Below are 19,718 nucleotides of genomic sequence, written 5' to 3'. Positions count from 1 at the left end.
GCGCGCCATCAGCTCGGCCAGCGGGCCGGCGGCCGCCACGCGGCCGGACTCCAGCAGCACCAGGTGGTCGGCCAGCCGCGCCACCTCGTCCAGCGAGTGCGTGACGTAGAGGATGGGCAGCGCCAGCTCGCGCTGCAGCCGCTCCAGGTAGGGCAGGATCTCGGCCTTGCGCGCCGCGTCCAGCGCGGCCAGCGGCTCGTCCATGAGCAGCAGTTGCGGCGCGGTGGCCAGCGCCCGCGCGATGGCCACACGCTGGCGTTCGCCGCCGGAGAGCGTGGTCACGCGGCGGCCCATCAGCGCGCCTATGCCCAGCAGCTCGATCACGGGCTCCAGCGCCAGGCGCTGCGCGGCGGCACCGGCGCGCTTGCGGCCATAGGCCAGGTTGCCCTGCACGTCCAGGTGGGCGAAGAGGGCGGACTCCTGGATCACGTAGCCCAGCGCGCGGCGGTGCGGCGGGACGAAGCGGCCGCGCGCGTCGTCCTGCCAGACCTCCTCGCCCAGCGCCACGCGTCCTTGCGCGCGCTCCAGCCCGGCGATGGCGCGCAGCAGCGTGGTCTTGCCGCAGCCCGACGGGCCGAAGAGGGCCGTGACGCCGCGGCCGGGGAGAGATAAAGAGACGTCCAGCGCGAAGCCGGGACGCGTGAGCGACAGGTGCGCCTCGATCACGCCCGGCCCCCGTCGCGCGGCGCGCGGTTGAGCAGGTACAGCGCCACCAGCACCGTGAGCGCGAAGCCCACCATGCCGGCGGCCAGGCGGTGGGCGTCGGCCATCTCGCCGGCCTCCACGTGGTCGTACACGGCCATGGACAGCACCCGGGTCTGGCCGGGGATGTTGCCGCCGATCATCAGCACCACGCCGAACTCGCCCACCGTGTGCGCGAAGCCCAGCACGCAGGCCGTGAGCAGCCCCGGGCGCGCCAGCGGCAGCGCCACGGTGAAGAAGCGGTCCAGCGGCCCGGCGCGCAGCGTGGCCGCGGCCTCCAGCGTGCGCTCGGGGATGGCCTCGAACGCCTGCTGCAGCGGCTGCACCACGAAGGGCAGCGAGTAGATGACGGACGCCACCACCAGCCCGCCGAAGGTGAAGGGCAGCCGCTGCCAGCCCAGCGCGTCCATGAAGCGGCCCAGCGGCCCGCCGGGCCCCATGAGCAGCAGCAGGTAAAAGCCCAGCACCGTGGGCGGCAGCACCAGCGGCATGGCCACCAGCGCCGCCGCCACCGGTTTCAGCCGCGAGCGCGTGCGCGCCAGCGCCCAGGCCAGCGGCGTGCCCACCAGCAGCAGCACCAGCGTGCTGGCGCCGGCCAGCGCCGCCGTGAGGCGCACGGCGCTCCAGTCGGCGTCCGTCACGGCTTCTTCACCGCGGCAGCAGGTGCCGCGGCGCCGTCGCCGGGCAGCCGGTAGCCCCAGGCGCGGATCTCGGCCTTGGCCGGCTCGCTCCTGAGGTAGGCCAGCAGCGCCTGCGCGGCGGGCTTGCCCTGGCCGGGCTTGAGCAGCACGGCGTCCTGGCGGATGTCCTCGTGCAGCCCGGCGGGCACGCGCCACCACGAGCCCGTGGGCGGCTGGCCCGGCACCGAGAGTTGCGACCAGGCGACGAAGCCCAGCTCGGCATTGCCGGAGGACACGAACTGCTGCGCCTGCGCGATGGACTCGGCCGTCACCAGGCGCGGCGCCACCGCCGCCTCCAGCCCGCGCGCGCGCAAGGTTTGCAGCGCCGCGCGGCCGTAGGGCGCGGTCTTGGGGTTGGCGATGGCCAGGTGCCTGAAGCGGTCGGACGCGAGCACGGCGCCCTGCGCGTCCACCAGCCCGGGCTGCGCGCTCCACAGCGCCAGCTCGCCTATGGCGTAAGTGAAACGGCTGCCCGCGACGGTGCGGCCCTCGGCGTCGAGCTTGGCGGGGGTTTCGTCGTCGGCCGACAGCAGCACCTCGAAAGGCGCGCCGGCCGCGATCTGCGCGTAGAGCTTGCCGGTGCTGGCCGCCGCGGCCTTGAGCTTGTGGCCGGTGGCGGCCTCGAAGCCCTGGGCGATGCGCGAGAGCGGCGCGTTGAAATTGGCCGCCACGGCCACCAGCACCTCGTCGGCCCGCGCGGTGAAGGCCGCCACTGCGCAAGCCACGCCCACCACGCTTCTCAACAGCTTCATGCGCTTCGTCATCGACTGCCCCCCGTGAAACAGGGCTCCATGATGCGGGAAAACACCAAGATCCCGTCGCGCCACGCGCCCCGGCGGGCGCGGTCATCCGTCACGTGCTGAGCAGCTTGGCGCATGTCATATGCGAAAACCAAATTTGGATAGGGCTAAAGAGTCGATGAAAACGCATAAACAAATTTGAAAATGCGGTTTATTCATCAAAACAAAGCATCACAAAGCATCACGAGCCATGAATCTCCAGCAACTGCGCTCCGTGCGCGAAGCCGTGCGCCAGGGCTTCAACCTCACCGTCGTGGCCGACGTGCTGCACACCTCCCAGCCCGGCGTGAGCCGCCAGATACGCGAGCTGGAGGAGGAAATCGGCATCGAGCTGTTCGTCCGCGCGGGCAAGCGCCTCACGGGGCTGACGCTGCCGGGCGAGATGGTGCTGCCCATGATCGAGCGGCTGCTGCAGGAGGCGCACAACATCCGCTGCGCCGGGCAGGAGTTCGCTTCTCAAGGCCAGGGCACGCTGACCATCGCGGCCACGCACTCGCAGGCGCGCTACGCGCTGCCCGGGGCGGTGCGCGACTTCAGCGAGCGCTACCCCGGGGTGGCCTTGCGCCTGAAGCAGGGCTCGCCGCAGCAGGTGGCGGAGCTGCTGCTCTGCGGCGAAGCCGACATCGGCGTGGCCACCGAGGCGCTGGCCAGCTACCCGGACCTGGTGGCGCTGCCCTGCTACCAGTGGACGCACGCCGTGATCGTGCCGCCCGGCCATGCGCTGGACCGCGACGCGCAGCAGGGCCTGCCGCTGACGCTGGAGCGGCTGGCCGGCTTTCCCATCGTCACCTACGAGCCCGGCTACACCGGGCGCAGCCACATCGACGAGGCTTTCAAGCGCCGCGAGCTGGCCTTCGACGTGGTGCTCTCGGCCATGGACGCCGACGTGATCAAGACCTACGTGGAGCTGGGCATGGGCGTGGGCATCATCGCCGCCATCGCCTGCGACGAGGAGCGCGACCAGCGCTTGAAAGTGCTGGATGCGCGCCACCTCTTCGCCACCAACATGACGCGGCTGGCCGTGCGCCGCGGCAGTTTCCTGCGCGGCTTCGTCTACGACTTCATACAGGCCTTCGCCCCGCCGCTCACGCGCGTGCAGGTGGACAAGGCCATGGTGGCCCAGGAAGGCGATCACCTGGACCTGTGAGCGGCCGGCGCAGCCGCGCCCGGCGCCGGGGCCGTGAACGATTCACGGCTGCGCAGGCCTGTCAGGGGTGGTTCTGTGTACGAACTGTGACGTGGCGCACACAACGACTTTGTGCTGCATCAAAGTGCAGCCGTGCCTGCCGGAGTAGGGCGGCCGAGCAGCGCATGTCGCGCACCAGCAGTACCCACAGGAGAAAAACTCGTCATGGATTTCTTGAACCGCTTTCGCATCGGCGCCCGGCTGGGCTGGGGATTCGGCGCCGTGCTGGCGCTGCTGTGCGTCATGGCCGCGGCGGCCTTGTTCGAGCTGACCGCGCTGGCCGGCGTGTCGCGCTACTACGCGGCCGATCTCGTGCCTTCGTTCGAAGCGGAGCACAAGGTCGCCATGGCGCTGGGCGCCATGCGCCGCTTCGAATCGCAGCACATCATGGTCGATACCGCGGCCGAGATGGACGACATGGAGCACCGCATTGCCGAGCAGCAGCAGTTGCTTGGGCGCACGCTGGAGCACTACGAAAAGGCGCTGGTCTCCAACGACGAGGACCGGCGCGCGCTGGCCGCGGTGCGCTCGGCGCTGGCGGCCTACTACGCCGTGTGGGAACAGATACGGACCATCTCGCGCCACACCGGGGATGACCCGAGCGCCACGGAAAAGGCGCAAAAGCTGCTGTTCGGCCCCTCGCGCGAGGCCTATGCGCGCGCGGACGAGGCGCTGCAGCACTGGTGGTCGCACAACAGCCAGCTGGCCGAGGCGCAGGAGGTCAAGGCCGAGTCCACCGAGGCCCAGGGCCGCTGGATGCTCCTGGGCGTCGCCGTGCTGGCCCTGCTGCTGGGCGTGCTGGCGGCGGTGGTGATCACGCGCTCCATCACGCACCCCATGGCACAGGCCGTGGACGCGGCCGAGGCCGTGGCCCAGGGCGACCTGAGCCGCCGCATCGAGGCCAGCGGCAAGGACGAGACGGCGCAACTGCTGCGGTCGCTCTCGCACATGAACCAGCGCCTGGCCGACCTCGTGCGCCAGGTGCGCAGCGGCTCCGACGCCATCGCCACGGGCAGCCACGAGGTGGCCGCGGGCAGCACGGACCTGTCGCAGCGCACCGAGAAGCAGGCCGCCAGCCTGCAGGAGACGGCGGCCTCCATGGAGCAGCTCAGCTCCACCGTCAAGCACAACGCCGACACGGCGCAGCAGGCCTCGCAGATGGCCGCCTCCGCCAGCGGCGCGGCGCGCCATGGCGGCCAGACGGTGGCCGCGGTGGTGGCCACGATGCAGGAGATCAGCGACAGCTCGCGCAAGATCGAGGACATCATCGGCGTGATCGACGGCATCGCCTTCCAGACCAACATCCTGGCGCTCAACGCCGCGGTGGAGGCCGCGCGCGCGGGCGAGCAGGGCCGGGGCTTCGCGGTGGTGGCCGGCGAGGTGCGTTCGCTGGCGCAGCGCAGCGCCGAGGCGGCCAAGCAGATCAAGGGCCTGATCGCCGACAGCGTGGGCAAGGTGCAGACGGGCTCGCAGCTCGTGGGCGACGCGGGCAGCACCATGCAGGACCTGGTGAGCCAGGTGCAGCGCGTGTCGGACCTGCTGGGCGAGATCAGCTCGGCCTCGGTGGAACAGACCAGCGGCATCGGCCAGGTCAGCCAGGCCGTGTCGCAGCTCGACGAGGTGACGCAGCAGAACGCCGCGCTGGTGGAAGAGAGCACGGCCGCGGCCGACAGCCTGAACATGCAGGCCAAGCGCCTGGTCGAGCTGGTGCGCACCTTCAAGCTGGATCACGAGGCGCCCGCGGCGGCCCTGGCGCCGCAGGCGCCCTTGGCGCCCGCGCCCGCGGCCCGCGTGCTGGCGCAGCGCACCATCGCCAAGGCCCACGTGAGCAGCCGCAGTGCGCGCCCGGTGGCCGCGTCGCCGTCCTCCGGCGGCGGCAGCGGCGACGAGTGGACCTCCTTCTGAACCGCTTGGGCGCAGGTGGCACGGCCCCGCACATCACCCTCACCAGGGCCTTGCCGGCGGGACGCTGAGGCTAAACGCCGGTGGCGCGCGGGCCTGTCCAGGCGCCGCGCGCCGCGGCAGGTCCGGGCGGCACTTTGTCCGAAGTGTCAAATCCCCAGGGCGATCGGTTTGCGATGGGTCAATTTCCCTACCTTTCTGCCGATCCCATGGGGACTTTCAACCCCCGAAGACTTCCCTCATGGATGGATTGAACCGCTTGCGCATCGGTTCCAGGCTGGGCCTGGGCTTTGGCGCCGTGCTGCTGTTGTTGTGCGCGCTGACGGCCGTGGCGCTGCTGCAAATGCGGGCGTTGGCCGCGAACACCGGGTACTACACCCAAAACCTGGTGCCCTCCTACGAGGCGCTGTACGAAATCACCGGCGCCTTGAGCTCCATGCGCCGGCTGGAGGCGCAGCACCTCCTGGCCTCCAGCGCCGAGGAGATGGATGACCTGGAAAAGCGCATCGACGGCCACAAGAAGGCCCTGCTCGACGGCGTGGCGCACTACGAGAAGGAGCTGCTCTCCGACGCCGGGGACCAGCGCGCCCTGGAAGACGTGAAAAACCAGGCGCAGGCCTACTTCGCCCTGTGGGAACAGCTTCGCCCGCTGTCGCGGCGCGGCGTGGAAGACGCTGCCACCATGGACAAGGCGCGCAAGCTGCTGTCCGGCCCGTCGCGCAGCGCCTACCGCAAGGCCGAATCGGCCCTGCAGGCCTGGTGGAGCTACAACCTCACGCTGTCCGCACAACAGGGCAAGGCCTCCGAAGCCACGCAGTCCAGCGCACGCACCCTGATGCTTTGCGGCAGCGCCGTGGCGCTGCTGCTGGGCGTGCTGGCGGCGGTGGTGATTTCGCGCTCCATCACGCAGCCGCTGTCCAGCGCGGTGAAGGCGGCCGAGGCCGTGGCCGATGGTGACCTGACGTACCGCATCGACGCCCGCGGCAAGGACGAGACGGCGCAACTGCTGCAGGCGCTTTCGCGCATGAACGGGCGGCTGGCCGACCTCGTGCGCCAGGTGCGCAGCGGCTCCGACGCCATCGCCACGGGCAGCCGTGAGGTGGCCATGGGCAGCACGGACCTGTCGCAGCGCACCGAGAAGCAGGCCGCCAACCTGGAGGAAACGGCGGCTTCGATGGAGCAGCTCAGCGCCACCGTCAAGCACAACGCCGACACGGCGCACCAGGCCTCGCAGATGGCCGCGGCCGCCAGCGACGCCGCGCGCCAGGGCGGCAATGCCGTGGAGGCGGTGGTGGCCACCATGCAGGACATCAGCGCCAGCTCGCGCCGCATCGAGGACATCACGGGCGTGATCGACGGCATCGCCTTCCAGACCAACATCCTGGCGCTCAACGCGGCCGTGGAAGCCGCGCGCGCGGGCGAGCAGGGCCGCGGCTTTGCCGTGGTGGCCGGCGAGGTGCGCACGCTGGCGCAGCGCAGCGCCGAGGCGGCCAAGGAGATCAAGGGCCTGATCGCCGACAGCGTGGGCAAGGTGCAGACGGGCTCGCAGCAAGTGGGCGACGCCGGCAGCGTGATGCAGGACCTGGTGCGCCAGGTGCAGCGCGTGTCGGACCTGCTGGGCGAGATCAGCTCGGCCTCGGTGGAGCAGACCAGCGGCATCGACCAGGTCAGCCAGGCCGTGTCGCAGCTCGACGAGGTGACGCAGCAGAACGCCGCGTTGGTGGAGGAGAGCACGGCCGCGGCCGACAGCCTGAGCCAGCAGGCCAGCCGCCTGGCCGAGCTGGTGCGCACCTTCAGGCTGGATCACGAGGTGCCGGCCTACGCCGCGGCGCCCGCGCCCATGGCGTCCGCCGCGTCGGCCCCCGTGGAGCGCCGGCCCTCGCCGACGCTCACGGCCCAGGCCCCGCAGCCGAGGCGCTCCGCGCCCAAGGCGGGCAGCGGCAGCCGCGCCGCCATCGCGCCGCCGCCCATGGCCGCCGCGCCCGCCCCGGCGTCCCACGGCGGCGACGACGGCGAGTGGACGTCGTTCTGAGCGCTTGAGCCCCGGGCCCGGTCTGCAAGCGGCGGGGCCCGCTTTTTCAGGGCAACACCTCCTCCGCGTTGCGCAACGCCTGGCCGGCCGCGCCGCGCAGCACGCGCAGTTGCGCCGCCAAGGCCTCCTTGAGCGCAGGCCGCATCGACTTGTAGCGGTTGACGAGTTGATGCGGGTCCTGCGCGAGGTCGTAGAACTCGCCGTCGCCGTTGTCGTAGAGCGCAAAGGTCTGGCCGCCGGCGGTGCGCAGGCCGCGGTAGATGTGGTTCTTCCAGGCCGGGTGGGCGGCAGCCTCGCGCCCGTCGGCGGGCTCCAGCAGCCCGGCCTCGGTGCCTGGCGCCGCCGCGGCGGCCGACTCGGCACCGCCGCCGCCGCTTTCCAGGCTGGTCGGGCTTTCCAGCAGCAGCGCCTGGCGCCAGCGCGCGGGTGAGGCGCCGGCCAGCAGCGGCAGCAGCGAGCGGCCGTCCACGAAATGCGGGACGTCCGCGCCGGCGATGTCGGCAAAGGTGGGCGCCAGGTCCACGTTGGCCACGAGGCGGCTGACCCGGCGCCCGGCCGGCAGCCCGGGGCCGCGCACCACCAGCGGCACCCGGATGTCCTCCTCGTACAGCCAGCCCTTGCCCTCCTTGAGCCGGTGCTGGCCCTGGTGGAAGCCGTTGTCCGAGGTGAAGAAGACGTAGGTGTTGTCCAGCTCGCCCGTGGCGCGCAGCGTGCGCACCAGGCTTTCCACGAAGTCGTCCAGCGCCAGCGTGGACTGGCGGCGCTTGCGGTAGAGCGCGTCGATGCCGGCTTCATCGTCCGCCGTGAGCCGCCTCACGTACTGCATCCAGTCGGGCTTGTCGCTGACGTCGGCTTCGTTGAAGGAGGCCGTGCGCGGCGCCTTCACCCCCGGCAGCGCATCCGCATAGCGCTGCGGCGGCGTGGCCGGCGCGTGGGGCAGGTAGGGCGCGAGGTACAGGAAGAACGGCTTGCCCGGCGGGTCCTCGCCGGCGCCGCGCAGGAAGCTGGTGGCCTGCGCCAGCAGCACGTCGTTGATGTGGCTTTGCGGCGCACTGCCGTAGCTCAGCGTGCGGCCGTTGGCGTTGACGCGGTAGTTGAACTGGTTGTAGGGCGTGCCGCCGTTTGGGCTGAACCAGTGGTCCCAGCCGGGGGGCACGTAGTTGCGGCCGACTTCGTCGTTGGGATAGCCGTTGAGGTACTTGCCTATGAGCGCGGTGCGGTAGCCCGCGCCCTGCAGCCAGGTGGCGAGGGTGGAGCGCTCCAGGCCGTCGCGGTTGAACTTCATGAAGCCGCCGTCAGGCCAGTGCCCGGTGAAGATGCCGGTGTTGTGCGCGAACTGCCCGCGCAGCGTGGAGGCGCGCGAGGGGCAGCACAGTGACAGGCTCACGAAGCTGTTGTCGAAGCTCACGCCCGCATCGCCCAGCAGCCGCTGGGTCTTGGGCATGTGGCGAAACAGCGCCGCGTCCATGTCGTCCACCAGGATGAACAGGATGTTGGCGCGCTGCGCCTGGGCATGCACCGGCGCCGCCAGGGCCGCCAGGCCCAGCAGCAGCGCCGCCGGCACCGACAGCAGCCGGCGGAAAAGGGCTGAGGACAGGAAAGCGGAAGGACTCATCAGGACGTCTCGTTCGTGTCTGGACAAAGGCACTCCCGCGGCGCCGCGGCGCCGTGCGTGCGTGCAAGGGATGAGGGAGTGCGTGGAAGGCGGCGCGCGCGGCCCGTGAAAGCCCGGCCGTGCCGCCGTGTCAGCGCCTGCGGCCAGCGCAGGGCGCGGCGCTACATCGCCACGCGGCGCAGCGGGCATCCAGGCGTGGCGAAGGGGCGCAGAGGAAGGTCGATCCGGTCACGGGTACTGCCAAGGTGAGGGCTCGAAAGGGAAGCCGCGAGGGGTGAAGGACGGCCGGGTTGGCCGGCTGGAAAAAGGCACCCGCCCGGCGGCACGGGCGGGCCGGGAAAGCGGTGGCGGTGCTCAGGTCGCCAGGCGCGGGGCTGGCGCCGGCGCGGGCCGAACTGGCGCGGCGTGCTCCCGGCGCTCCAGGCGCTGCGCCATGGCCTCCACCCAGCGCTGCGCCAGCGGCCAGGGGCCGAAGCCGGACTCGGCGTTGATGTGGCCGGCGTCGCCCAGGTTGAGGGTCTCCATCCCCCAGCGGCCGGCCCAGCCCAGGGCGCTGTCGGCTTGCATCCACGGGTCGGTGTCGCTGGCCACGAGCAGCCCGGGCACGCCCAGGGGCCGGCGCGGCAGCAGCGGCGCCACGCCGAACTTGTCCGGCTCCGCCGGCGCGGCCATGAACACGGCGGCGATGGGCGCATCCGGCCGCAAGGCCAGGCAGCGCGCCAGGGCCAGGCAGCCGAAGCTGTGGGCCACGGCGATGCAGCGCGCGCCGCCGGCCTGGCGCAGCGTGTCGTCCACGCGCTGCGCCCAGCGCGGCAGGTCCGGCGTGTCCCAGTCGTCCTGGCACACGCGCAGCGCGCCGCGATGGCGCCGCTGCAGCCAGGTCTGCCAGTGCCCGGGGCCGCTGTCGCGCAGGCCCGGGACGATGAGCAGCCGCGGGGCGCTCACAGCGTGGCGATCGACACGTCGGTCGATTTCACGAGGGCGATGACGTCCTTGCCCGGCACCAGCCCAAGCTCCTGCACGGAGCGCGTGGTGATGACGGAGGTGACGACCTGGCCGCCGGCGGTCTCGATGTCGACTTCCGAGACCACGGGACCCTGGATGACTTCCAGCACCTTGCCGCGGAACTGGTTGCGCACGTTGATGGCGGTGATGGGCATGGGTGGGATGAGGCTGGTGGTGGGTGTGGGCGGCGCGTGCGCTCAGACGGCGCGGCGCAGCGGGGTGGGGCCGGCCGCCGCGGCAGGCCATCGCTCGGCCGGCGTTGGGCGCAGCAGCCGCTGCAGCAAGTGCGCTTCGAAGGCGGCGAAGTCGGGGTGGGCGCGGTTGCGCGGGCGCGGCAGCGGCACGCGCTCGTCCAGGGCGATGCGCTGCTCCTCGATGAGCACCACGCGGTCGGCCAGCGCCACGGCTTCCGAGACGTCGTGCGTGACCAGCAGCGCGGTAAACCCGTGCTCGCGCCACAGCTCCTCGATGAGCTGCTGCATCTCCATGCGCGTGAGCGCGTCCAGCGCGCCCAGCGGCTCGTCCAGCAGCAGCAGTCGCGGCTCGTGCACCAGCGCGCGCGCCAGGGCCACGCGCTGGCGTTGCCCGCCGGAGAGCACCGCGGGCCACTCCAGCGAGCGCCTGGCCAGCCCAACCTGGGCCAGCGCGCGGCGCGCGCGCTTGCGCCCCTCGACGGGCGGCAGGCCCAGCGCGACGTTGTCCAGCACGCTCTTCCAGGGCAGCAGCCGGGCGTCCTGGAACATGATGCGCGTGCCTTGCCCGTCGGCGTCGCCGCTCACGCGCAGCGAGCCGGCGTCAGGCCGCTCCAGGCCGGCCACCTGGCGCAGCAGCGTGCTCTTGCCGCAGCCGCTGCGCCCGACGATGGCCACGAACTCGCCCGGCGCCAGGCGCAGGCAGACGTCGTCCAGCACCGTGCGCTCGCCGTAGCGCTTGCCCAGGTGCTGCACCAGCACCTCGGCGCCGCGCGGCGCTGCCCGTTTGGGCGGGAAGTCCGCAGCGCTGCCCGCGGCGGGCTCCGGCGGGACGAAGGCGGCGCGCTGCGCGCCGCCCAGGGGAAAGTGTTCGATGTGCATGAGGCTGGCTTTCAGCGGGGGTTTCAATGCTGGTGCGCGGGGTGCCAGCGCAACCACCAGCGCTCCAGGCCGCGGGCGGCGAGGTCGGCCGCCTTGCCCAGCAGGGCGTACAGGACGATGCCCACGAGCACCACGTCGGTCTGCAGGAACTCGCGGGCGTTCATGGTCATGTAGCCGATGCCGGCCTGCGCCGACAGCGTCTCGGCCACGATGAGCAGCACCCACATCAGCCCAAGCGAGAAGCGCAGGCCCACCAGGATGGACGGCAGCGCCCCGGGCAGGATGACGTGGCGGTAGAGCGGCCAGCCGCTCAAGCCGTAGCTGCGCGCCATCTCGATGAGCCCGCGGTCCACCGAGCGTATGCCGTGGAAGGTGTTGAGGTAGATGGGAAAGAACACCGCCACCGCCACCAGGAAGAGCTTGGCCCCCTCGCCGATGCCGAACCACAGGATGACCAGCGGTATGAGCGCCAGCGGCGGGATGTTGCGCAGCATCTGGAAGGTGGTGTCCAGCAGCGTCTCGGCGCGCCTGAAGCTGCCGGTGAGCAGGCCGAAGGCCAGCCCCAGGCTGCCGCCCAGGGCCAGCCCGGCGAAGGCGCGCCCCGTGCTCACCGCCACGTGGTGCGCCAGCTCTCCGGAGGCCAGCAGCGAATAGAACGCCGTGAGCACCGTCCAGGGTTCCGGCAGCACGCGGGTGGAGAGCCAGCCCGCGCGCGAGCACAGCTCCCAGGCCGCCACGATGAGCGCCGGCACCAGCCAGGGCAGCAGGTGGCGCCAGGCCTGGCGCGATGGGGCGCGCTGCGCCGTGCCGGGCGGCGGCGCCTCGTGCACGCGGTCCTGCGCGGGGGCCGCGGGCCCGCCGTCCAGGGCGCTTGCGCGCGCAACGCCGGCGTTGGCGGCGGTGGCACCTGCCGGCTGGGCCGGCGGCGCGTCAGAAGGAAATGCGCAGCTGTGTGACATGGTGGTCCTTGGCGTGCAGGAGCGGCTGCGGCTCCAGCGCGATGAATTCCAGGCGGTTGCCGAAGGGGTCCTCGGTGCTGGCGCGGCCTTCGCCGTCCAAGGCCCAGGCGTCCACCGGGTGCCCGGCGGCGCGCAGGCGCTGCAGCACCGCGGGCAGCTCGCGCAGCCGCAGCGCCAGGTGGGCCTGCGGCGCCACGCCGGTGTAGCGGCCCTCGCAGAGGTCCAGCGTCATGCCGTCCAGGCCGAAGCGCAGCAGCCGGGATTCGAAGCCCTCGTGCGCATCCGGCGCGGGCAGCGGGGGCAGGCCCAGCACGTCGCCGTAGAAGCGGCGCGCCTGCGCGGCGCCGCCGGGCGGCATGGGCAGTTGCACGTGGTCGAGCAGGGGCGGGCTCATGGCGTCAGCTCGCGGACTGCTGGCGCGGCACGATGCCGTTGGCCACGATCTCGCCGAAGGGCCCGCTCAGCGCCGGCGCGCAGAGTTTCTCGCGCACCGACAGCGGCAGCAGCGGGAACACCAGCTCGGCGAAGCGGTAGGCCTCCTCCAGGTGCGGATAGCCGGAGAGGATGAAGCAGTCCAGCCCAAGCGCCGCGTATTCCTGGAGGCGGTCGGCCACCTGTTGCGGGTTGCCCACCAGCGCCGTGCCCGCGCCGCCGCGCACCAGGCCCACGCCGGCCCACAGGTTGGGCGCGATCTCCAGGCCGCGGCGCATGTCGGACTTGTCGAAGCGGCCGCGGTGCAGCTCGGCCATGCGGCGCTGGCCCACGGAGTCCATGCGCGCCAGGCGCTGCTGCGCGGCCTCCACCGTGGCCTCGTCCAGGTGCGACAGCAGCGCCGAGGCGGCGCCCCAGGCGGCTTCCTCCGTCTCGCGGACGATGACGTGCAGCCGTATGCCGAACTTCAGTTGCCGGCCATGGCGCGCGGCGCGCCGGCCCACGTCGGCCACCTTGGCCGCCACGGCCGCGGGCGGCTCACCCCAGGTCAGGTAGGTGTCGACCTGCTCGGCGGCCAGGTCGTGCGCGGCTTCCGACGAGCCGCCGAAGAACACCGGCGGGTAAGGCCGCGCATGGGGCGGGTACAGCAGCTTGGCGCCTTGCACGCGCAGCCGCCGGCCCTCAAAGTCGAAGGATTGCCCCTCGTGCGAGCGGGCGATGATCTCGCGCCAGATGCGTATGAACTCCGCCGACTCCTCGTAGCGCGCGGCGTGGTCCAGGAACTGGCCGTCGCCGGCCAGCTCCTCGGCGTCGCCGCCGGTCACGAGGTTGACCAGCACCCGCCCGCCGGAGAGCCGGTCCAGCGTGGCGGCCATGCGCGCGGACTGCGCCGGCGCCACCAGCCCCGGGCGCAGCGCGACCAGGAATTTCAGCTGCCGCGTGGCGTCTATCAGGCTGGCCGCGACGATCCAGGAGTCCTCGCAGGAGCGGCCCGTGGGCAGCAGCACGCCCTCGTAGCCCAGGCTGTCGGCCGCGACGGCCACCTGCTTGAAATAGGCGAAATCGGCCTGGCGCGCGCCGGCGCTGGTGCCCAGGTAGCGCGAGTCGCCATGGGTGGGAATGAACCAGAAGATCTTCATGGCAATGCCTCGTGGTTGAAGCACGCGCCGCCGGTGGCCCGTCCCGCGCCGGTGTGCGGGCCGCCGATGGCAGTGCGTGAAGGGGGTGTCAGGGCGCGCCCTTGGCCGCCACCGCGTCGGCAATGCGTATGGGCTTGGGGATGAGCTTGAGCCCGTGGAAGGTGTCGGCGATCTGCTGCTGGCGGGCGACGATGGCGGGCGTCAGCGGCGTGACCTTGAACTCGTAGCGCTGGATGCTGAGCTTGACCACCTGCGGGTCCAGCCCCTGCAGCGGCGCGATGAGCGCAGCCGCCTCGTCCACGTGGCTCTTGAGCCAGCGGCCGCGGTCCACCAGGTCGTCGAACAGCGCCTGGATCACCTGCGGGTTGCGGTCCACGAAGCCGCGCTCGGCCAGGTAGAAGTTGAAGTTGTCCACCGCGCCGCGGCCGTCGGCCAGGACGCGCGCGCCCAACTGCTTCTCGGCGGCGGCCAGGAACGGGTCCCAGATCACCCAGGCGTCCACCGCGCCGCGCTCGAAGGCCGCGCGCGCATCGGCCGGCGGCAGGAACACCGGCTGGATGTCGCCGTACTTCAGGCCGTGCTTCTCCAGCAGCCGCACCAGCAGGTAGTGCACGTTGGAGCCCTTGTTGAGCGCCACCTTGCGCCCGCGCAGCTCGGCCACGCTCTGGATGGTGGAGTCCTTGGGCACCACCAGCGCCTCGGCCGTGGGCGAGGCCGGGTCGTGGCCGATGTAGATGAAATTGGCCCCCGCGGCCTGGGCGAAGATGGGCGGCGCCTCGCCCACGTAGCCCACGTCCACCGAGCCGACGTTCAGGCCTTCGAGCAGTTGCGGGCCGGCGGGGAATTCCACCCACTGCACGGTGGCGCCCAAGGGGGCCAGGCGCTTTTCCAGCGTGCCCTGCGCCTTTTGCAGGACGAAGAGGCTGGCGGACTTCTGGTAGCCCACGCGCAGCGTGACGGCCGGTTGCGCGCGCAGCCACTTGGGGTTGACGGCCAGCACGGCGGCGGCCACGGCGCCGCGCAACAGGATGCGGCGGCGGTACGGGGAGTCGAGGTCGGGCAGCATGGAAAGTCCTTTGGAATTCGTGTGCGGGGCGCTGCGCGCGGCCAGGGTGGCGGCGCGGGCGCGGGGCATGCAGGGGTGGCGGGCGGCGCTCAACAGGGCGGCACGGCCGCGGGCAGGGCGTGGAGGCGCGGTACGGGCATCTGCAGCGCGGTGCTGTGGCTTGTGCAAAGGCTGGCGTTCTTCATGCCCCGCACGATAGGCAGCCCCCGCGCATGAAGGAACGAAGGAGTGCGGCTATGTTTATCCGGCACCTGCATATGCGGCCGCTGCTGTAAGCAGGCTTGGCAACGGGCCGGCACCGGTTGCCCGTGCAATCGCTTGAAACGCCGCCTTACGCTGCCAACGCCTGGCCTGCTTGCTTATGCGCATTGCTGCGTTGCCGATGTGAAGACGCGCTTTCTAGGATGCCCCCGAGTCGCCTGGCGGCCGCGGCACGGCGGCCGGCTCCAGGCGGTGCAGCCAAGGAGATCCGTTTGAAAGAACCCGCCTGTACGGCCCCGCCGGACAACTTCGAGAAGCCGCTTCAAGACACCGAGATCAAGACCACCACCTGCTGCATGTGCGCCTGCCGCTGCGGCATACGCGTGCACCTGCGCGACGGGCAGCCGCTGTACATCGACGGCAACCCCCGCCACCCGCTCAACCAGGGCGTGATCTGCGCCAAGGGCAGCGCGGGGCTGATGAAGCAGTTCTCCCCGGCACGCCTCACGCAGCCGCTGCGGCGCAAGGCCGGCGCCGAGCGCGGCGACGGCGACTTCGAGCCCATTTCCTGGGACGAGGCGCTGTCGCTGCTGGAAAGCCGGCTGCGCCACGTCCGCGCCACCGACCCCAAGCAGTTCGCCTTCTTCACCGGGCGCGACCAGATGCAGGCCCTCACAGGCCTCTTCGCACGCCAGTTCGGCACGCCCAACTACGCCGCGCACGGCGGCATGTGCTCGGTGAACATGGCCGCCGGCATGATCTACAGCATAGGCGGCAGCTTCTGGGAGTTCGGCGGGCCGGACCTGGACCACGCCAAGCTGTTCGTGATGATCGGCACGGCCGAGGACCACCACAGCAACCCCATGAAGATCGCGCTGGGGAAGTTCCGCCAGCGCGGCGGCCGCTTCATCGCCATCAACCCGGTGCGCAGCGGCTACGCGGCCATCGCCGACGAGTGGATTCCCATACGCCCCGGCACGGACGGCGCGCTGTTCATGGCGCTGCTGCACGAGCTGATCCACGCCGGCCTCGTGGACCGCGCCTTCCTGCAGCGCTTCACCAACGCGCCGCAACTGGTGGCGCTGGACGAGGGCGAGCGCGAGGGCCTGTTCGCCTTCGACCCCGGGGCCGGCCCCGCCCCCGACGGCCGCAACCCGCACAACAAGCTGGCCTGGGACCAGGCCAGCAATGCCGTGGTGGTGGCCTACCCGCAGGGCGTCGAGCCCGGGCGCGACCTGGCGCTGGAAGGCCATTTCACGCTGCCGGACGGCACGCGCGTGGCGCCCGCCTTTCAACTGCTGCGCGAGCGCGTGGCCGAGGCGACGCCCGATTGGGCCGAAGCCCTCACCGGCATCCCGGCCGCGCGCATACGGCGCCTGGCGCGCGAGCTCGGCGAGACGGCGCTGCGCCATGGCGAGGCGCTGCCCATCCCCTGGACCGACGCCTGGGGCCAGCGCCATGCGGACGTGCCGCTGCGCCCCGTGGCCTTCCACGCCATGCGCGGGCTGGCGGCGCACTCCAACGGCTTCCAGACGGTGCGCGCCCTCTCCGTGCTCATGAGCGTGCTGGGCACCATAGACGCGCCGGGAGGCTTCAGGCACAAGGCGCCGTACCCGCGCCACATCGTGCCCAACTACCGCGCCTTCAACGACCCCGACAAGCTCCAACCCAACACGCCGCTGGACGCGCAGCCGCTGGGCTTTCCGGCCAGCCCGGAGGAGCTGGCCGTGCACGCCGACGGCACGCCGCTGCGCATAGACCACGCCTTCTCCTGGGCCTACCCGCTGGCCGTGCATGGGCTCCTGCACAACGTCATCGCCAACGCCGCGCGCGGCGACCCGTACCGCATCGACACGCTGCTCATCTACATGGCCAACATGGCCTGGAACTCCAGCATGGACCCGCTGGAGGTGCGCAAGGCGCTCAACGCGCGGGACGCGAGCGGCGAGCACTGCATCCCCTTCGTCGTGGTGTGCGACGCCTTCCAGAGCGAGACGGTGGCCTACGCCGACCTGGTGCTGCCGGACACGACCTACCTGGAGCGCCACGATGCGATGAGCCTGCTGGACAGGCCCATCTCCGAGTTCGACGGGCCCATGGACTCGGTGCGCGTGCCCGTGCTGCCGCCGCTGGCACAGTGCCGGCCCTTCCAGGACGTGCTGGTGGAGCTGGCTTCGCGGCTGGGCTTTCCCCTGTTCACTCAAGCCGACGGCTCGCGCAAGTACGCCGATTACGCCGACTTCATTCAACGCTACGAGCACCAGCCCGGCATCGGCTTTCTCATGGGCTGGCGCGGCGAGCACGGGCGCGAGCTGCGCGGCGCGCCCAACCCCAGGCAGTGGGAAGATTACGCCCGCAACGACTGCGTGTTCCACCACAAGCTGCCCGCACACATGCAGTACCGCCGCAACTGGAACCGCGACTACCTGGACTTCGGCAAGGCCATGGGCTGGCGCCAGCGCAACTGCCCCATCCAGCTCGTCCTTTACGCCGACACGCTGCAGACCTTCAGGCTGGCGGCCCAGGGCAAGCGGCCTGGGCGCCAGCCGCCGGACCACCTGCGCGAGCGCGTAGCGGCCTGGTTCGACCCCCTGCCTTTTTGGGCGCCGCCGCTGGAGGACGGCGTGAGCGACGCGCGGGCGTTCCCGCTGCACGCCATCACGCAGCGGCCCATGGCGATGTACCACTCCTGGGACTCGCAAAACGCCTGGCTGCGCCAGTTGCACAGCCGCAATGCGCTGCACGTGCATCCCGCCACGGCGCGCGCCGCGGGCGTGCAGGACAACGGCTGGTGCTGGGTGGAAAGCCGCTGGGGCCGCGTGCGCTGCCGCCTGCGCTGCAGCGAGGCGGTGGAGCCCGGCACGGTGTGGACCTGGAACGCCATCGGCAAGGCGCCCGGCGCCTGGCAGTTGCCCGCCGGGGCGGACGAGAGCCGCGAGGGCTTCATTCTCAACCACCTGCTCAGTGCCACCTTGCCGCTGGCCGAGGGCCCGCTCGCCAATGCCGACCCCATCACGGGGCAGGCCGGCTGGTACGACGTGCGGGTGCGGCTGCGCCCCTGCGAGCCCGGCGAGGAGGGCGAAACCGCGCCCAAGCCGGCCACCGTGCCCGCACCGCCCGGCGTGCTGGGCGTGGGCGCGGCGTTGCGCCTGCTCAAGGCCCGCTTCGCGCCCGGGAGGTCCGCATGAAGCTGGCCATGGCGCTCAACAGCCTCCTGCCCTGGCTGCGGCGCGAGGGCGGCGAGGGGCGGCCCTTCACGCCCGCGCCCGCAAAAGCCTCGCCCGCCAGGGCCGTACAAGCCGCTCAGGCCGCGCGCAGCGAAACCCTGGCCCGCCAGTTGGCCCTGGTCATCGACCTGGACGCGTGCGTGGGCTGCCACGCCTGCGTGGTGTCGTGCAAGCAATGGAACAGCAGCGGCCGCGACGGCCTGCCGCCGGACCCGGGTGCTTTTGAAGACTCGCCCAGCGGCACCTTCTTCAACCGCGTGCAGACCTGGGAGGCCGGCCGCTACCCGCAGACGCAGACCGTACACCTGCCCAAGAGCTGCCTGCATTGCCAGGACCCGCCCTGCGTGCCCGTGTGCCCGACGGGGGCCAGCTACAAGCGGGCCGAGGACGGCATCGTGCTCGTGGACGCCGACAAGTGCATGGGCTGCAAGTACTGCAGCTGGGCCTGCCCCTACGGCGCGCGCGAGTACGACGAGGCGCGCGGCGTGATGACCAAGTGCACCCTGTGCGTGGACCGCATCCACGACGCCGCCCTGCCGGCCGAGGACCGCCAGCCCGCCTGCGTGAAGGCCTGCCCAACGGGGGCGCGGCTCTTTGGCGACGTGAACGACCCGGGCTCGGAGGTGTCGCAGGCCATCGCGGAGCGCGGCGGCTATGCGCTCATGCCGGAGTGGGCAACGAATCCGGCCAACCGCTACCTGCCCAAGCGCGTGCGCGGGGCGCCGGACGCGGGCGGGCCGGCCGGGACGCCGGGAGGCCGGCCATGAACCCGTCCTGGTCCATCATCGTCTTCACCACGCTGGCCGGCGCCGCCCAGGGCCTGGTCGTGGTCCTGGCCTTGGCGCACCTGTCAGGGTCGGCCCCGGCGCGGGGTTTCATGCTCATGGCCTTGGCGCTGGGCGGGGCGGGGCTGCTGGCCTCGCTGGGCAGCGCCTTCCTGCACTTGGGCAGGCCCTCGCGGGCGTGGCGGGCCGTGGCGATGTGGCGCAGCTCGTGGATGTCGCGCGAGGTCATCGCGCTGCCGGCGTTCATGGCCGTGGTCGCCGCTTGGGCGCTGGCGCTGCGCATGGGCGCGCCCCCTGCGCTGCAAGCGCTGCTGGCCGTGGCGGCGCTGCTGCTGTCGGCGCTGCTGTGGCTGTGCACGGGCATGGTCTACGCGTGCCTGCGCATGGTGCAGGCGTGGGCGCACCCGCTGACGGTGCTGAACTACGCGCTCATGGGCCAGGCCGCGGGCACCGTGCTGGCCGGGGCGCTGGCCGCGGTGGCGGGTGAAGAGAGCTTTGCGGAGCGCCTGCTGCCTTGGGGGCTGGGCCTCACGCTGCTGGCCCTGGGCGGCCGGTGGCTGGCGCTGCGGCGCAACGCGCGCCTGGTGCCGCGCTCCACGCCGCAGTCGGCCACGGGCTTGGACAGCACCCGCGTGGCCCAGCTCTCCATGGGCTTCACCGGCGGCAGCCACAACACCCGGGAGTTCTTTCACCAGGCTTCGCCGTGGGCGTTCAGGTGTGTAAAACCGCTGTTCCTGCTGCTGGGGTTTGAACTGCCGGCCCTGCTGCTGTGGCTGGCGTGGGCCGGCGCCTGGAGCGGCGCGGCGCCCTGGGTCCTGGCGCTGCTGGTGCAAAGCCTGGGGCTGCTGGCGGAGCGCTGGTTCTTCTTCGCGCAGGCGCGGCACCCGCAAAACCTGTACTACCAGGCCGTGGCC

The 19,718-nt window shown here is 71.9% G+C and carries 17 protein-coding genes; 6 read left to right on the top strand and 11 right to left on the bottom strand.

Translation table 11 applies throughout. The features are described 5' to 3' along the window. The 3 genes from modC to modA form a co-directional block, all read right to left on the bottom strand. Positions 1 to 666 (bottom strand): molybdenum ABC transporter ATP-binding protein (gene modC, locus ALA01S_RS25340; RefSeq protein WP_084267939.1); only part of this gene is annotated, 666 nt, incomplete at its 3' end. Continuing rightward, on the bottom strand, positions 663 to 1,343 hold the full coding sequence (gene modB, locus ALA01S_RS25335) for a molybdate ABC transporter permease subunit (protein WP_066342084.1): 681 nt from the start codon (positions 1,341 to 1,343) through the stop codon (positions 663 to 665). The genes modB and modC, both read right to left, overlap by 4 nt. Further along, positions 1,340 to 2,134 (bottom strand): molybdate ABC transporter substrate-binding protein, encoded by a 795-nt coding sequence (gene modA / locus ALA01S_RS25330; RefSeq protein WP_218011530.1) that lies wholly within the window; start codon positions 2,132 to 2,134, stop codon positions 1,340 to 1,342. Before modA ends, modB begins: the two co-directional genes overlap by 4 nt. A 238-nt stretch (positions 2,135 to 2,372) precedes the next feature. On the opposite strand from modA, the gene ALA01S_RS25325 reads away from it, so the two are divergent. The 3 genes from ALA01S_RS25325 to ALA01S_RS25315 all read left to right on the top strand — a co-directional run bounded on the left by ALA01S_RS25325 (position 2,373) and on the right by ALA01S_RS25315 (position 7,302). Continuing rightward, positions 2,373 to 3,329, top strand: coding sequence for a CysB family HTH-type transcriptional regulator (locus ALA01S_RS25325; RefSeq protein WP_066342083.1), 957 nt, complete (start codon positions 2,373 to 2,375; stop codon positions 3,327 to 3,329). 204 nt (positions 3,330 to 3,533) lie between these two features. Next, positions 3,534 to 5,273, top strand: coding sequence for a methyl-accepting chemotaxis protein (locus ALA01S_RS25320; protein WP_066342082.1), 1,740 nt, complete (start codon positions 3,534 to 3,536; stop codon positions 5,271 to 5,273). Positions 5,274 to 5,511: 238 nt separating this feature from the next. Then, positions 5,512 to 7,302, top strand: coding sequence for a methyl-accepting chemotaxis protein (locus ALA01S_RS25315; protein WP_084267937.1), 1,791 nt, complete (start codon positions 5,512 to 5,514; stop codon positions 7,300 to 7,302). A 46-nt stretch (positions 7,303 to 7,348) separates the two neighbouring features. Here ALA01S_RS25315 and ALA01S_RS25310 read toward each other — a convergent pair whose 3' ends face one another. From ALA01S_RS25310 to ALA01S_RS25275, 8 genes are all read right to left on the bottom strand, one after another. After that, positions 7,349 to 8,917, bottom strand: a complete 1,569-nt coding sequence (locus ALA01S_RS25310) for a sulfatase family protein (protein WP_066342081.1) — start codon at positions 8,915 to 8,917, stop codon at positions 7,349 to 7,351. Between the two features lie 354 nt (positions 8,918 to 9,271). Beyond that, positions 9,272 to 9,862: an RBBP9/YdeN family alpha/beta hydrolase gene (locus ALA01S_RS25305; RefSeq protein WP_066342080.1), complete on the bottom strand. Its 591-nt coding sequence runs from the start codon at positions 9,860 to 9,862 to the stop codon at positions 9,272 to 9,274. Beyond that, positions 9,859 to 10,077: a TOBE domain-containing protein gene (locus ALA01S_RS25300; protein WP_066342079.1), complete on the bottom strand. Its 219-nt coding sequence runs from the start codon at positions 10,075 to 10,077 to the stop codon at positions 9,859 to 9,861. The genes ALA01S_RS25305 and ALA01S_RS25300 overlap by 4 nt, the downstream gene beginning before the upstream one ends. A 42-nt stretch (positions 10,078 to 10,119) precedes the next feature. Beyond that, the gene (locus ALA01S_RS25295; RefSeq protein ID WP_373863011.1) at positions 10,120 to 10,989 is read right to left on the bottom strand and encodes an ATP-binding cassette domain-containing protein; all 870 of its coding nucleotides are present in this window, start codon (positions 10,987 to 10,989) and stop codon (positions 10,120 to 10,122) included. A gap of 29 nt (positions 10,990 to 11,018) precedes the next feature. Then, positions 11,019 to 11,954, bottom strand: a complete 936-nt coding sequence (gene ssuC, locus ALA01S_RS25290) for an aliphatic sulfonate ABC transporter permease SsuC (protein WP_084267934.1) — start codon at positions 11,952 to 11,954, stop codon at positions 11,019 to 11,021. Then, on the bottom strand, positions 11,926 to 12,348 hold the full coding sequence (locus ALA01S_RS25285) for a VOC family protein (protein ID WP_066342078.1): 423 nt from the start codon (positions 12,346 to 12,348) through the stop codon (positions 11,926 to 11,928). Before ALA01S_RS25285 ends, ssuC begins: the two co-directional genes overlap by 29 nt. A gap of 4 nt (positions 12,349 to 12,352) precedes the next feature. Then, the gene (gene ssuD / locus ALA01S_RS25280) at positions 12,353 to 13,525 is read right to left on the bottom strand and encodes an FMNH2-dependent alkanesulfonate monooxygenase (protein WP_066342077.1); all 1,173 of its coding nucleotides are present in this window, start codon (positions 13,523 to 13,525) and stop codon (positions 12,353 to 12,355) included. Between the two features lie 88 nt (positions 13,526 to 13,613). Continuing rightward, positions 13,614 to 14,591 (bottom strand): sulfonate ABC transporter substrate-binding protein, encoded by a 978-nt coding sequence (locus ALA01S_RS25275; protein ID WP_066342086.1) that lies wholly within the window; start codon positions 14,589 to 14,591, stop codon positions 13,614 to 13,616. 473 nt (positions 14,592 to 15,064) lie between these two features. On the opposite strand from ALA01S_RS25275, the gene ALA01S_RS25270 reads away from it, so the two are divergent. From ALA01S_RS25270 to ALA01S_RS25260, 3 genes are all read left to right on the top strand, one after another. Further along, positions 15,065 to 17,980, top strand: coding sequence for a molybdopterin oxidoreductase family protein (locus tag ALA01S_RS25270; protein WP_066342076.1), 2,916 nt, complete (start codon positions 15,065 to 15,067; stop codon positions 17,978 to 17,980). 8 nt (positions 17,981 to 17,988) lie between these two features. Beyond that, positions 17,989 to 18,786 carry a 4Fe-4S dicluster domain-containing protein gene (locus ALA01S_RS25265; RefSeq protein ID WP_084267940.1) on the top strand — a complete coding sequence of 266 codons (798 nt, stop codon included), beginning with the start codon at positions 17,989 to 17,991 and terminating at the stop codon, positions 18,784 to 18,786. Next, positions 18,783 to 19,718 (top strand): dimethyl sulfoxide reductase anchor subunit family protein (locus tag ALA01S_RS25260; protein WP_066342075.1); only part of this gene is annotated, 936 nt, incomplete at its 3' end. The genes ALA01S_RS25265 and ALA01S_RS25260, both read left to right, overlap by 4 nt.

The sequence above is a fragment of the Azohydromonas lata NBRC 102462 genome (assembly GCF_001571085.1).
Classification (GTDB): domain Bacteria; phylum Pseudomonadota; class Gammaproteobacteria; order Burkholderiales; family Burkholderiaceae_C; genus Azohydromonas; species Azohydromonas lata.
Note: the sequence above shows the minus strand (reverse complement) of the source record. Positions and strands in the feature narration are given on the sequence as shown.

Excerpts from the sequence above, each read along its gene's own strand:
- modA (WP_218011530.1), bottom strand. The coding sequence starts at position 2,134 with ATGAAGCTGTTGAGAAGCGTGGTGGGCGTGGCTTGCGCAGTGGCGGCC.
- ALA01S_RS25325 (WP_066342083.1), top strand. The coding sequence starts at position 2,373 with ATGAATCTCCAGCAACTGCGCTCCGTGCGCGAAGCCGTGCGCCAGGGC.
- ALA01S_RS25320 (WP_066342082.1), top strand. The coding sequence starts at position 3,534 with ATGGATTTCTTGAACCGCTTTCGCATCGGCGCCCGGCTGGGCTGGGGA.
- ALA01S_RS25315 (WP_084267937.1), top strand. The coding sequence starts at position 5,512 with ATGGATGGATTGAACCGCTTGCGCATCGGTTCCAGGCTGGGCCTGGGC.
- ALA01S_RS25310 (WP_066342081.1), bottom strand. The coding sequence starts at position 8,917 with ATGAGTCCTTCCGCTTTCCTGTCCTCAGCCCTTTTCCGCCGGCTGCTG.
- ALA01S_RS25300 (WP_066342079.1), bottom strand. The coding sequence starts at position 10,077 with ATGCCCATCACCGCCATCAACGTGCGCAACCAGTTCCGCGGCAAGGTG.
- ssuC (WP_084267934.1), bottom strand. The coding sequence starts at position 11,954 with ATGTCACACAGCTGCGCATTTCCTTCTGACGCGCCGCCGGCCCAGCCG.
- ALA01S_RS25285 (WP_066342078.1), bottom strand. The coding sequence starts at position 12,348 with ATGAGCCCGCCCCTGCTCGACCACGTGCAACTGCCCATGCCGCCCGGC.
- ssuD (WP_066342077.1), bottom strand. The coding sequence starts at position 13,525 with ATGAAGATCTTCTGGTTCATTCCCACCCATGGCGACTCGCGCTACCTG.
- ALA01S_RS25275 (WP_066342086.1), bottom strand. The coding sequence starts at position 14,591 with ATGCTGCCCGACCTCGACTCCCCGTACCGCCGCCGCATCCTGTTGCGC.
- ALA01S_RS25265 (WP_084267940.1), top strand. The coding sequence starts at position 17,989 with ATGGCGCTCAACAGCCTCCTGCCCTGGCTGCGGCGCGAGGGCGGCGAG.